This is a genomic window from Enterobacter sp. T1-1 (assembly GCF_000710795.1).
GTDB classification, from domain to species: Bacteria; Pseudomonadota; Gammaproteobacteria; order Enterobacterales; family Enterobacteriaceae; genus Enterobacter; species Enterobacter cloacae.
On the sequence record NZ_JALW01000013.1, the window covers coordinates 58,750 to 71,386 of the forward strand.

12 protein-coding genes are annotated in these 12,637 nt (G+C 56.2%); 8 read left to right on the top strand and 4 right to left on the bottom strand.

What is annotated here, in order from left to right; all coding sequences use genetic code 11:
- Window positions 1-57: 57 nt before the first annotated feature.
- Window positions 58-1,968, bottom strand: coding sequence for an ATP-dependent DNA helicase (locus tag AK59_RS0106090; protein WP_029882297.1), 1,911 nt, complete (start codon window positions 1,966-1,968; stop codon window positions 58-60).
- Window positions 1,969-2,100: 132 nt separating this feature from the next.
- On the opposite strand from AK59_RS0106090, the gene AK59_RS0106095 reads away from it, so the two are divergent.
- Window positions 2,101-2,445, top strand: a complete 345-nt coding sequence (locus tag AK59_RS0106095) for a RidA family protein (RefSeq protein WP_013096138.1) — start codon at window positions 2,101-2,103, stop codon at window positions 2,443-2,445.
- A gap of 5 nt (window positions 2,446-2,450) precedes the next feature.
- Here the strand turns inward: AK59_RS0106095 and AK59_RS0106100 are convergent, their stop codons facing one another.
- Complete coding sequence (locus AK59_RS0106100) at window positions 2,451-2,633, bottom strand: YoaH family protein (RefSeq protein ID WP_008500497.1); 183 nt, start codon at window positions 2,631-2,633, stop codon at window positions 2,451-2,453.
- Between the two features lie 61 nt (window positions 2,634-2,694).
- Here AK59_RS0106100 and pabB point away from each other — a divergent pair, with 61 nt between their 5' ends.
- From pabB to AK59_RS0106120, 4 genes are all read left to right on the top strand, one after another.
- Window positions 2,695-4,023 (top strand): aminodeoxychorismate synthase component 1, encoded by a 1,329-nt coding sequence (pabB, locus tag AK59_RS0106105; RefSeq protein WP_029882298.1) that lies wholly within the window; start codon window positions 2,695-2,697, stop codon window positions 4,021-4,023.
- Window positions 4,024-4,026: 3 nt separating this feature from the next.
- Entirely contained in the window at window positions 4,027-4,605 is a 579-nt protein-coding gene (locus tag AK59_RS0106110; RefSeq protein WP_013096136.1) for a CoA pyrophosphatase, read from the top strand.
- Window positions 4,606-4,789: 184 nt separating this feature from the next.
- Complete coding sequence (gene sdaA, locus AK59_RS0106115) at window positions 4,790-6,154, top strand: L-serine ammonia-lyase (RefSeq protein WP_028027867.1); 1,365 nt, start codon at window positions 4,790-4,792, stop codon at window positions 6,152-6,154.
- A 130-nt stretch (window positions 6,155-6,284) separates the two neighbouring features.
- Entirely contained in the window at window positions 6,285-7,883 is a 1,599-nt protein-coding gene (locus AK59_RS0106120) for an EAL domain-containing protein (RefSeq protein WP_020690838.1), read from the top strand.
- 6 nt (window positions 7,884-7,889) lie between these two features.
- Here the strand turns inward: AK59_RS0106120 and yoaE are convergent, their stop codons facing one another.
- Window positions 7,890-9,449 carry a CNNM family cation transport protein YoaE gene (gene yoaE, locus AK59_RS0106125; RefSeq protein ID WP_013096133.1) on the bottom strand — a complete coding sequence of 520 codons (1,560 nt, stop codon included), beginning with the start codon at window positions 9,447-9,449 and terminating at the stop codon, window positions 7,890-7,892.
- Window positions 9,437-9,646, bottom strand: coding sequence for a protein YoaL (locus AK59_RS1000000125435; RefSeq protein ID WP_071843273.1), 210 nt, complete (start codon window positions 9,644-9,646; stop codon window positions 9,437-9,439). The genes yoaE and AK59_RS1000000125435 overlap by 13 nt, the downstream gene beginning before the upstream one ends.
- A 264-nt stretch (window positions 9,647-9,910) precedes the next feature.
- On the opposite strand from AK59_RS1000000125435, the gene manX reads away from it, so the two are divergent.
- Genes manX through AK59_RS0106140 form a run of 3 tightly spaced genes read left to right on the top strand, consistent with a single transcriptional unit; the run spans window position 9,911 to window position 12,588 of the window.
- The gene (manX, locus tag AK59_RS0106130) at window positions 9,911-10,876 is read left to right on the top strand and encodes a PTS mannose transporter subunit IIAB (RefSeq protein ID WP_029882299.1); all 966 of its coding nucleotides are present in this window, start codon (window positions 9,911-9,913) and stop codon (window positions 10,874-10,876) included.
- Window positions 10,877-10,923: 47 nt separating this feature from the next.
- Window positions 10,924-11,724 (top strand): PTS mannose transporter subunit IIC, encoded by an 801-nt coding sequence (manY, locus tag AK59_RS0106135; RefSeq protein ID WP_003859914.1) that lies wholly within the window; start codon window positions 10,924-10,926, stop codon window positions 11,722-11,724.
- Between the two features lie 12 nt (window positions 11,725-11,736).
- Window positions 11,737-12,588 (top strand): PTS mannose transporter subunit IID, encoded by an 852-nt coding sequence (locus tag AK59_RS0106140; protein WP_006175979.1) that lies wholly within the window; start codon window positions 11,737-11,739, stop codon window positions 12,586-12,588.
- Window positions 12,589-12,637: the final 49 nt, after the last annotated feature.

Sequence of the window (12,637 nt, forward strand, 5' to 3'; positions counted from 1 at the left end):
CGCTCTCGCAATGGTCAGTCACAAAATGGCGCGCATCTTAGCACACTCCCGGGCAAATTACTCCGCCGTTGGGTTGGCCAGGAAGCGAACCGCGCGTTTAATGTCCCGCGTACGCGGCGCGGGCGGCAGGCTGGCGAGGAAGGTCGCACCGTAGGGGCGCATCACCAGCCGGTTATCACAGATTACGAGCACGCCGCGGTCGTCCACGTCGCGGATCAGGCGTCCTACCCCCTGCTTAAGGGTGATCACCGCGTCCGGCAGCTGTACCTCGTCGAAAGGATCGCCCCCGCGCAGACGGCAGTCTTCCATCCGCGCTTTGAGCAGCGGATCGTCCGGCGAGGTAAAAGGCAGTTTATCGATAATCACCAGCGACAGGGTATCGCCCCGCACGTCCACACCTTCCCAGAAGCTGCTGGTTGCCACCAGAAGCGCATTCCCGGCACTGACAAACTGCTGTAACAGTTGCCCTTTGCTGGTTTCCCCCTGCAGCAGCACCGGCAAGGTCATGGTGGCGCGGAACTGTTCTGCCAGGTCGCGCATCATGGCGTGAGAGGTGCAGAGCATAAAGCAGCGGCCATTGTTGGCCTCAATCATCGGCTTCAGCATGGCTGCCAGCAGGCGTGCGGCACCGGGCTGGTTGGGTAACGGCAGATTACGCGGCACGCAGAGCAGCGCCTGTCTTTCATAATCAAACGGGCTCGGCAGCAGCAGTGACTCCGCCTGTTCAATCCCGAGACGCTCGGTGAAGTGGTGCAGATCGTCATTCACCGACAGGGTCGCGGAGGTAAATATCCAGCTCCCAGGTTTTTGCGCCATCACCTCTTTGAATTTGTCTGCCACCGTCAGCGGCGTAAGCGCCAGGGTGAAATGACGCGAGGTGCATTCATACCAGTAGCTGTACCCCGGCTGGTTGATCTCCTTCAGCCGTTTCAGCCGCCCGCGATAGAGCGTGGCGCGCTCGAAGGCGGCGTCCAGCAGCGCAGAACGGCCAAGCGACAGTTTCGCCACGTCGTAACAGAGTTCCAGCGCGTCATCCAGCAGCAGTAGCGCGCGCTGGATATTATTGTCCGCCAGCAGCTCGCGCAAATTGCCGCGGTAGCCCGGCTCGCCAAGCTGCAGGCGAAAATCCTGCGCGCTTTGCGCGAGGCGATCGGCACATTTTTGCAGCTGCTGGGTATCTTTTAATTCAGTGCGATAAGCAATGGTGAAATCTTTCGCCAGATCCAGCAGCTGGCGGCTGGAGAGCGACTGGCCGAAATACTGGCTGGCGATATCCGGAAGCTGATGGGCTTCGTCGAAGATCATCACTTCCGCTTCAGGAATAAGTTCGCCAAAACCGCTGTCTTTCACCACCATATCCGCGAGAAACAGATGGTGGTTGACCACCACCACATCTGCATCCATCGCCGTTTTACGCGCTTTGACCACAAAACAGTCTTTATACAGCGGGCAGTCGCTGCCCAGGCAGTTGTCATTGGTGCTGGTCACCAGCGGCCAGGCGGGAGAGTCTTCCGCCACGCTCGCGCAGGTGCTGATATCCCCCTCTTCCGTCTGGTTAGCCCAGGCGCGAAGGATGATCACATCACTCAGGGTCTGCACCGGCAGGTCGCCGCCCGCCAGCGCCTGCTGTTCAAGACGCTCCAGGCAGAGATAGTTGGAGCGCCCTTTCAGCAATGCCAGCCGCCCTTTGTATTTCAGCGCTTTTGCCACCGTCGGCAAATCACGGCTGTAGAGCTGATCCTGCAACGCCTTCGAGCCGGTAGAGATGATCACCTTCTTTTTCGCGCGCAGCGCCGGTGCAAGGTAAGCGTAGGTTTTTCCCGTGCCGGTTCCGGCCTCGACCACCAGCGGCTGTGCCTTATCGATGGCGCGAGCGACGGCATGCGCCATCTGACGCTGCGGTTCACGCGGTTTAAAACCGGGAATAGCCTGTGCTAACTTCCCTTCAGGGGAAAAATCGTCTGCCACGGTGTTCTCTCACTGTATTTTTGCACAGGGATTATGTCAGCCCATCCTCTCCTGTGCCACCCCAAATAGTGACGACGACGAAACAATATGGCAGTCTTGCCGCCTGATGACGAAAGTAACGAGGAAACGTTTATGACAATTGTGCGCATTGATGCCGAAGCCCGCTGGTCTGATGTAGTCATTCATAACCAGACGCTCTATTACACTGGCGTGCCGTCCAATCTGGATGCGGATGCCTTTGAACAAACAGCTGACACCCTGGCGCAGATTGATGCGGTGCTGGAAAAGCAAGGCAGCGACAAATCGCGTATTCTGGACGCCACCATTTTCCTGGCGAATAAAGACGATTTTGCGGCCATGAACAAAGCCTGGGATGCGTGGGTGGTGGCGGGTCACGCGCCTGTACGTTGTACCGTACAGGCCACGCTGATGAAGCCGGAATACAAGGTAGAGATTAAGATTATCGCGGCTGTGTAAGCCGGTTACTCTTCATCTTCATCCTCGAAACGCGCCACGATCCGCTCGCCGGTATGGGTGGCGCGAAGTTCTTCCGCCACCTGAGAAATGGCCTGCCCGCTGCTCATCCCCTGGGACATCAGCTCCTGGATCCGCTCAACCGCTTTTTGCTGCTGCTCGTGGCTCAGAGAAGGTAAACCTGCAAACATCGTCAACTCCTGCTAAATTATTCGCGCTAATTATTTCACGCTGCCCGGTAGTATGCCACACATGAACATGCGCTTCCCCACTGTTATTACCCTGCCGTGGCGTACTGACGCCGCTGAATTCTGGTTTGCTCGTCTGAGCCATCTTCCCTGGGCGATGCTGCTGCATTCCGGCCATGCGGACCATCCTTACAGCCGCTTCGACATTGTGGTTGCTGACCCGGTGCGCACGGTGACATCCGAAAACCAGCCCTCCACGCACGATCCGTTGATCCAGCTTCAGGAGGCTATCGACGAGCTGGGTTTGTCTGCCACGCCTGACCCGGATCTTCCCTTCCAGGGCGGTGCGCTGGGCGTATTTGGCTATGACCTTGGTCGCCGCTTTGAAACGCTGCCTTCCGTTGCGAAGGCAGATATTCCGCTGCCGGATATGGCGGTGGGACTTTACGACTGGGCGCTGATTGTCGATCACCATAAAGAGGTGGTCTCCCTGCTCAGCCATTCGGATGTGGAGGCACGCCTGGCCTGGCTGAACGCACAGCAGCCCTTAGCCGCGCCGGATTTCCGTCTGACCTCTGCGTGGCGTTCAAACATGACCCCGCAGACCTATGCGGAAAAATTCGCACGCGTGCAGGCGTATCTGCAAAGCGGTGATTGTTATCAGGTTAACCTTGCCCAGCGCTTCCAGGCGACGTATCAGGGCGATGAATGGCAGGCCTTTACCCGCCTCAATGCCAGCAACCGGGCACCGTTCAGTGCGTTTATCCGTCTCGATCAGGGCGCGATCCTGAGTCTTTCGCCTGAGCGGTTTATTCATCTGGCGGAAGGCAAGATCCAGACACGCCCGATTAAAGGGACCTTGCCGCGCCTGAGCGATCCGGCTGCCGACCGCCAGCAGGCGGAAAAGCTCGCCGCGTCACCGAAGGACCGCGCCGAAAATTTAATGATTGTCGACCTGATGCGCAACGACATTGGCCGGGTGGCGGTACCGGGCAGCGTTCGCGTGCCGGAGCTGTTCGTCGTCGAGCCTTTCCCGGCGGTGCACCATCTGGTCAGCACCATTACTGCACAGCTGCCGGCTTCGCGTACCCCCTGCGATCTTCTGCGCGCCGCGTTCCCGGGTGGCTCCATCACCGGCGCGCCAAAAGTGCGGGCGATGGAGATTATCGATGAGCTGGAACCGCACCGTCGCAACGCCTGGTGCGGCAGCATTGGCTACGTTAGCGTCTGCGGTACGCTGGATACCAGCATCACTATTCGCACCCTGACGGCCTGCGACGGCCAGCTTTACTGTTCCGCAGGCGGCGGAATTGTTGCTGACAGCCAGGTCGAGGCGGAATATCAGGAAACCTTTGATAAAGTTAACCGTATCCTGCAACAACTGGAGAACTGACGGGTGGAGAGAGAGAACCTGACGCTGGATGATTTTCTGTCGCGCTTTCAGCTTTTGCGGCCTCAGGTGAGCCGCGAAGCGCTTAATCAGCGTCAGGCGGCGGTGCTGATCCCCGTGGTGCGTCGTGAGCAGCCCGGTTTGCTGCTGACCCAGCGCTCCCCTCATTTACGCAAACATGCCGGTCAGGTCGCTTTCCCCGGCGGCGCGGTAGACAGCAGCGATGCCTCGCTGATTGCCGCGGCGCTGCGTGAAGCGCAGGAAGAGGTGGCTATCCCACCGGAGGCCGTCGAGATTGTCGGCGTCCTCCCGCCGGTGGACAGCGTGACCGGTTTCCAGGTGACGCCGGTGGTGGGCATTATCCCGCCCGGCCTGCAGTATCACGCCAGTGTTGATGAGGTGTCTGCGGTGTTTGAAATGCCACTGGAAGAAGCCCTTCGCCTCAGCCGCTATCACCCGCTGGATATTCAGCGCCGTGGGCACGATCATCGGGTCTGGTTGTCCTGGTATCAGCATTATTTTGTCTGGGGCATGACGGCGGGCATCATTCGTGAACTGGCTCTGCAAATCGGCCTGAAGCCTTGACTATACTTTACATTCCACCCTCTTTTGTCAGGTTTGCGATCGGCGTCGCGCTATTAGCAAAACCATCGTTAACCATTAGTTTAATTCATGTGAATAGTTAAGCCGAGGTCGATGTTCCCTCTTACACTATGCGCAGTTATAACATCGTTACTGGAACCCCGGTAACCCTGTCAGGAGTGTGAAAGTGATTAGTATATTCGACATGTTCAAAGTGGGAATTGGCCCTTCGTCTTCCCATACTGTTGGGCCGATGAAGGCCGGTAAACAGTTCGTCGATGATCTGGTCGAAAAAGGATTACTGGAAAGCGTTACCCGTGTCGCCGTGGATGTCTACGGCTCACTGTCATTAACGGGTAAAGGCCACCACACCGATATCGCCATTATTATGGGTCTGGCAGGCAATATGCCGGACACTGTAGATATTGATGCCATCCCGGCATTCATCCGTGACGTGGAAGCGCGCGGTCGCCTGCTGCTGGCTAACGGCAAGCACGAAGTGGATTTCCCGCAGGATGACGGGATGCGTTTTCGTAGCGACAACCTGCCACTGCATGAAAACGGCATGACCATCCATGCCTGGAACGGCGAGAAAGAGATTTACAGCAAAACGTACTACTCCATCGGCGGTGGATTCATCGTGGATGAAGAGCATTTCGGTAAAGAGAGCACAGGCGACGTCAACGTGCCGTATCCGTTCAAATCGGCCACCGAGATGTTGGGTTATTGCAAAGAGACCGGCCTGTCGCTGTCCGGCATGGTGATGCAGAACGAACTGGCACTGCACAGCAAAAAAGAGATCGAAGACTATTTTGCAAACGTATGGCAGACCATGCGCGCCTGTATCGATCGCGGGATGAACACCGAAGGTGTGCTGCCGGGTCCGCTGCGCGTACCGCGTCGTGCCTCTGCCCTGCGCCGCATGCTGGTGACCACCGATAAATTCTCCAACGACCCGATGAACGTGGTCGACTGGGTGAATATGTTCGCTCTGGCGGTTAACGAAGAAAACGCTGCCGGTGGCCGCGTGGTGACGGCACCCACCAACGGTGCGTGCGGTATTGTTCCGGCGGTGCTGGCTTATTACGATCACTTTATTGAACCTGTTACGCCAGATATCTACATCCGTTACTTCCTGGCGGCAGGAGCCATCGGTGCCCTGTACAAAATGAACGCCTCTATCTCTGGCGCTGAAGTAGGATGCCAGGGTGAAGTGGGTGTGGCCTGTTCCATGGCGGCCGCTGGTCTGGCTGAACTGCTGGGCGCAAGCCCTGAGCAGGTTTGCGTGGCGGCGGAGATCGGTATGGAACATAACCTGGGCCTGACCTGTGACCCGGTTGCCGGGCAGGTGCAGGTACCGTGCATTGAGCGTAACGCCATTGCGTCGGTGAAAGCGATTAACGCCTCCCGTATGGCAATGCGCCGTACCAGCGAGCCTCGCGTGTCGCTGGATAAAGTTATTGAGACCATGTACGAAACCGGTAAAGACATGAACGCGAAGTACCGTGAGACTTCCCGTGGTGGTCTGGCCATTAAGGTACAGTGCGACTAATACCTCCCCTCGCCCATCTGCAACGGATGGGCGAAATTTCCTTCTGATTCTCGTCGCCTTTCACTTTCCCCACTACACTTTCACTGTTGCGTCTGGCTTTTGGGGCTGGAGGTGTATCAGGCGACCGTTCATGCAAACCGCACAAACGATCATTAAAAACTATCGCCGAAAACGCGTTATCGTCTGCGTGACGGTTGCGCTCCTTACGCTCATCCTGACGTTGGGCATTCGATTTATTTCACAGCGCAATGTTAATCAACAACGCATTGTCGATTTCGCCAGCCATACCGTTCGCTCACTTGAAAACGTCCTGCTTTCTCTGGATAACCGCCGACCGGAGTTGTTGGGTCTTGTTGGCCAGCCGTGCCCGCAGGCGCATCTGACTCTGCGTAAGCAGGCCGCCATTTTACAGACCGTCCGCTCAATTACCCTGATTAAAGAGGGGATCCTCTACTGCTCCAGTATTTTTGGCAGTCGCGCCGTCCCGGTTCATGAATTATTTCCCGAACTGCCGTCAGGTCTGCCAAAACTGATTTTATCGACCGATAAGTGGCTGCTTAAAGGCAGCCCTATTCTTATCCAGTGGCACCCGACGTCACAACGCGGTGAAGAGGGGGTGATGGAGGTGATCAATATCGATCTCATCACCAGAATGATCCTTGAGCCGCCCCGCCCGCTTATCACTGACGTGGCGTTAACCGTGGGAGATCGCTCTTTACGCTACGGTCAAGGTATTACCGACGCGCTGAAGTTTAATGAGGCTGACTCGCGAATAGAGGAAGTCTCTACACGCTTTCCATTTACCATCACGGTCAGTGGGCCGGGTCCTGGCGCGCTGGCACTTAAAAGCCTGCCGGCACAGCTGCCGCTGGGGTTAATGCTGAGCCTGGTTCTGGGGTATCTGGCCTGGCTGGCCACAGCAAACCGGATGAGCTTCACGTGGGAAATCGATATGGGGATTGCGGCGCGGGAATTTGAGCTGTTCTGTCAGCCGCTGGTGAATGCCCGTACGCAGGAGTGTATCGGCGTGGAAATTCTTCTGCGCTGGAACAACCCGCGTCAGGGTTGGATCTCCCCGGAAGTGTTCATCCCCCTGGCAGAAGAACATAACCTGATTGTTCCCCTGACGCGCTACGTGATTGCCGAGACGGTACGCCAGATAGGCTACTTCCCTTCCCACCCGGGCTTTCACATCGGTATTAACGTGGCGGCCAGCCACTTCCGTCACGCCGTGCTACTTCAGGATCTGAACCGCTACTGGTTCAGCGCAAACCCGAGCCAGAGGCTGGTTATCGAACTCACCGAGCGTGACGCGCTGGTCGATGCAGATTATCGCATCGTGCGCGAGCTGCATCGCAAAGGGGTCAAACTGGCTATCGACGATTTTGGTACCGGCAACAGTTCGCTCTCCTGGCTTGAAAAGCTTCATCCTGACGTACTGAAAATCGACCAGTCCTTTACTACCGCCATTGGGACCGATGCCGTGAACTCAACGGTGACAGATATCATTATTGCGCTGGGTCAGCGGCTGAATATCGAGCTGGTTGCGGAAGGGGTCGAAACGGAGGAGCAGGCGCGCTACTTACGCCGACACGGTGTTCATACTCTGCAGGGGTATTTCTATGCGCGGCCGATGCCGCTGCGGGATTTTCCACAATGGCTGGCGGAGAGTTCACCTCCGCCAGCGCATCATAACGGGCACATCGTGCCCTTAATGCCGTTGCGTTAAGAAGCGTTACTCATCTTCGTCGTGCACGGATTGCTCTTTAACAATACGCACCATATCAACGCGATAGTCGTTGGCTTCAACGATGGTAATGCTCAACGGGGGCAGTTCGATCACATCCCCCACGCGCGGGATCTGCCCGTTCACGGCGATGACCAGACCGGCCACAGTGGCAATGTCTTCTTCATCGTTGACCACGTTTTCCAGCCCCAGCGTATGCGAAAGCGCGTGCAGGTCAGTGGTACCTTTCACCAGCCAGCCTTCACCATCAGCCACGATTTCCGGTGTTTCGTCCTCATCCGGGAACTCACCGGCAATGGCTTCAAGCACGTCCAGCGGCGTGACCAGCCCCTGCACCACACCGAACTCGTTGGTGACAATCACGAAGCTGCCGCGGGCACGGCGCAGAACGCCAAGCAGGTTGATGGGGTCCAGCGTTTCCGGTACCACGATAGCCGGTGAGGCGGCGGCGATGGCTTCGACGTCAACGCCCTCTTCCAGCGCGACCAGCATCTCTTTGGCACGCACGACACCGATGATCTCATCCAACTCACCACGACACACCGGGAACAGGCTGTGCGGTGAAGAGAGCAGCTGCTGACGAATTTCATCAACGCTCAACCGGGAATCTACCCAGCTGATCTCGCCGCGCGGGGTCATGATGCCGCGCAGTGAACGGGAGGCCAGGGAGAGAACGCCGTTAATCATATAACGCTCTTCTTCCACAAATGCCCCTTCCGGCACCGGAACCGGGTTACGGTTCTCGGTGTCACTCTGCACATTCACCTGACGGCGACCGCCCATCAGGCGCAGGATGGCATCCGCGGTGCGGGCACGCAGCGGCTGATTGGACTGCTGCTTAATAAAGTTACGGCGTGCAATCTGGTTAAACAGTTCGATCAGGATCGAGAAGCCAATCGCGGCATACAGATAACCTTTCGGAATATGGAAACCGAAACCTTCCGCAACGAGGCTCAGACCGATCATCAGCAGGAAGCTCAAACACAGCACCACGACCGTCGGATGTTGGTTCACAAAGCGGGTCAGCGGTTTAGACGCCAGCAGCATAACCGCCATGGCGATAACCACAGCCGCCATCATCACCGGGAGATGGTTCACCATACCCACCGCTGTGATCACCGCATCAAGCGAGAAGACAGCATCCAGCACCACGATCTGCAGCACCACAACCCAGAAGCTGGCATAGCCTTTGCCATGACCATCGTCGTGCTGACGGTTCTCCAGCCGCTCGTGCAGTTCTGTCGTTGCTTTAAAGAGCAGGAATATCCCCCCGAGCAGCATGATCAAATCGCGGCCAGAGAAGGTGAAATCCATGACGGTAAAGAGCGGTTTTGTCAGGGTGACCATCCACGAGATCACGGACAGCAGCGCCAGACGCATAACCAGCGCCAGCGAGAGGCCGATCAGACGCGCTTTATCACGCTGTTTTGGCGGCAGTTTGTCCGCGAGGATGGCAATAAACACCAGGTTATCAATGCCGAGAACGATCTCCAGCACCACCAGCGTGAGCAATCCCACCCAGATTGACGGGTCCATTAAGAATTCCATGACAAGCTCCTGCTAAAGGAATGACGAAACGGTGCCCCACTCAATGTGGGCAAAACAGCGGTAAACAGAGTCGATACGTGGCGAGGATCGCCGGTGAAAAAGGCGCGAAGTGGCCTGATAGATGACTGACGTCGGTGACGGTCCATATAGTGGGCTGTAGCCCTATACTCCTGATCAATTAAACGGAGGCTAAACATATCAGAGACATTACGTTTTTAGCAAAGATTTACGTTCCTTTGCAAAAACGTGAAAAGGCAGAATTTGTGTTGAGTAATTTCTGATTTTCGAAACCTAAATTACGGATCTTCATCACATAAATTATTTTTTCACTATCTAAAATAATTCGCGTAAGTCTGAGCTTTTTTAACTCTAACCCTTATCTGAATCGATTCGGTTCGCCAATACGATTCTCAGTACGTCTGCCTGGCAGAGGTATTAATGATAATAAAAGGAGGTAGCAAGTGACCATTGCTATTGTCATAGGCACACATGGTTGGGCTGCAGAGCAGCTACTCAAAACAGCAGAGATGCTGTTGGGCGAGCAGGAAAACGTCGGCTGGATCGATTTCGTTCCCGGTGAAAACGCCGAGACGCTGATTGAGAAATACACGGCTCAACTGTCGAAGCTGGATACCAGCAAAGGCGTGCTGTTTCTCGTTGATACATGGGGCGGCAGTCCATTCAACGCTGCCAGCCGCATTGTCGTCGATAAAGAGCACTATGAAGTTGTCGCCGGGGTCAATATCCCGATGCTGGTGGAAACCTTCATGGCACGCGACGACAATCCGGCTTTTGATGAGCTGGTTGCCCTGGCGGTCGAAACCGGTCGCGAAGGCGTGAAAGCGCTGAAGGCACAGCCGGTTGAGAAACCCGTACCGGCGGCTGCCGCGGCACCGAAAGCCGCTGCCCCCGCAAAACCGATGGGCCCGAACGATTATATGGTGATTGGCCTTGCGCGCATCGATGACCGTTTAATTCACGGCCAGGTGGCAACGCGCTGGACCAAAGAGACCAACGTTCAACGTATTATCGTGGTCAGCGACGAAGTGGCCGCCGACACGGTGCGTAAAACCCTCCTCACCCAGGTTGCTCCTCCGGGCGTTACCGCGCACGTGGTGGATGTCGCCAAGATGATCCGCGTCTATAACAACCCGAAATATGCCGGTGAACGTGTGATGCTTCTGTTCACTAACCCGACAGACGTCGAGCGCATTGTTGAAGGCGGCGTGAAAATCACCTCCGTGAACATTGGTGGTATGGCTTTCCGTCAGGGCAAAACGCAGGTCAACAACGCGATTTCAGTCGATGCGAAAGATATCGAGGCATTTAACAAGTTGAATGCACGCGGTATTGAACTGGAAGCCCGTAAGGTTTCCACGGACCCGAAACTGAAAATGATGGATTTGATCGGCAAAGTTGGGAAATAAGCCCGCGCCGGTTTTTCACATAAAGATTATGCAATAGGAGAAGTACAATGGAGATTACCACTCTTCAGATTGTGCTGGTGTTCATCGTCGCGTGTATTGCGGGTATGGAATCCGTACTTGATGAATTTCAGTTCCACCGCCCTCTGGTGGCCTGTACGTTGATTGGCGCCGTTCTCGGTGATATGAAAACCGGTATCATCATCGGTGGTACCCTGGAAATGATCGCCCTTGGCTGGATGAACATCGGTGCGGCGGTTGCGCCCGATGCCGCGCTGGCGTCCATTATTTCAACCGTGTTGGTTATTGCCGGTCATCAAAGCATCGGTGCCGGTATCGCTCTGGCAATTCCGCTGGCCGCCGCAGGCCAGGTACTGACCATTATCGTTCGTACTATCACCGTGGCTTTCCAGCACGCGGCTGATAAGGCGGCCGAAAACGGCAACCTCACGGCGCTCTCCTGGATCCACGTCTCGTCCCTGTTCCTGCAGGCGATGCGTATCGCTATTCCTGCCGTTATCGTCGCTATCTCCGTAGGCACCAGCGAAGTTCAGGGCATGCTCAACGCCATCCCTGAAGTGGTCACCAGCGGTCTGAACATCGCCGGTGGTATGATCGTGGTGGTTGGTTATGCGATGGTCATCAACATGATGCGCGCAGGCTACCTGATGCCATTCTTCTACCTGGGCTTCGTAACCGCGGCGTTCACCAACTTCAACCTGGTTGCTCTCGGTGTGATTGGTGCGGTAATGGCAATTCTCTACATCCAGCTCAGCCCGAAATATAACCGCGTTGCGGGTGCCCCAGCGCAGGCTGCTGGTAATAACGATCTCGATAACGAACTGGACTAACAGGTGAGCGAAATGGTTGATATGACTAAAACTACCCCTGAGAAGAAACTCACTCCGGGTGATATTCGTGGCGTGTTCATCCGTTCTAACCTGTTTCAGGGTTCATGGAACTTCGAACGTATGCAGGCCCTGGGCTTCTGCTTCTCCATGGTACCGGCGATCAAACGCCTCTACCCGGAGAACAACGAAGCACGTCGCCAGGCGATTAAGCGTCACCTGGAATTCTTTAACACCCATCCTTACGTAGCGGCACCGGTACTGGGCGTTACCCTGGCGATGGAAGAGCAGCGTGCAAACGGCGCAGAGATCGACGATGGTGCCATCAACGGTATTAAAGTCGGTCTGATGGGTCCGCTGGCAGGCGTAGGTGACCCGATCTTCTGGGGTACCGTTCGTCCGGTCTTTGCAGCGCTGGGCGCGGGTATCGCGATGAGCGGCAGCCTGCTCGGTCCACTGCTGTTTTTCATCCTGTTCAATGCGGTGCGTCTGCTGACCCGTTACTACGGCGTGGCGTACGGTTACCGTAAAGGGGTGGATATCGTTAAAGATATGGGCGGCGGCTTCCTGCAAAAACTGACAGAGGGGGCGTCAATCCTCGGCCTGTTTGTGATGGGGGCGCTGGTTAACAAGTGGACGCACGTGAACATCCCGCTGGTGGTTTCAACCATCACCGGACAGGATGGGCAAACCCGTGTGACTACCGTGCAGACCATCCTTGACCAGCTGATGCCTGGCCTGGTGCCGCTGCTGTTGACCTTCGCCTGTATGTGGCTGCTGCGTAAGAAAGTGAACCCGCTGTGGATCATCGTTGGCTTCTTCGTCATCGGTATCGCGGGCTACGCTGTCGGTCTGTTGGGCCTGTAAAGCTTTATGTTATACGCCGGGGGCTTGCCCCCGGTTTTTTTATCTGGAG

What these genes read in the sequence shown, in the direction of transcription:
- AK59_RS0106095 (WP_013096138.1), top strand. Translation starts at nt 2,101, where the DNA reads ATGACAATTGTGCGCATTGATGCCGAAGCCCGCTGGTCTGATGTAGTC.
- AK59_RS0106100 (WP_008500497.1), bottom strand. Translation starts at nt 2,633, where the DNA reads ATGTTTGCAGGTTTACCTTCTCTGAGCCACGAGCAGCAGCAAAAAGCG.
- pabB (WP_029882298.1), top strand. Translation starts at nt 2,695, where the DNA reads ATGAACATGCGCTTCCCCACTGTTATTACCCTGCCGTGGCGTACTGAC.
- AK59_RS0106120 (WP_020690838.1), top strand. Translation starts at nt 6,285, where the DNA reads ATGCAAACCGCACAAACGATCATTAAAAACTATCGCCGAAAACGCGTT.
- yoaE (WP_013096133.1), bottom strand. Translation starts at nt 9,449, where the DNA reads ATGGAATTCTTAATGGACCCGTCAATCTGGGTGGGATTGCTCACGCTG.
- AK59_RS1000000125435 (WP_071843273.1), bottom strand. Translation starts at nt 9,646, where the DNA reads ATGTTTAGCCTCCGTTTAATTGATCAGGAGTATAGGGCTACAGCCCAC.
- manY (WP_003859914.1), top strand. Translation starts at nt 10,924, where the DNA reads ATGGAGATTACCACTCTTCAGATTGTGCTGGTGTTCATCGTCGCGTGT.
- AK59_RS0106140 (WP_006175979.1), top strand. Translation starts at nt 11,737, where the DNA reads ATGGTTGATATGACTAAAACTACCCCTGAGAAGAAACTCACTCCGGGT.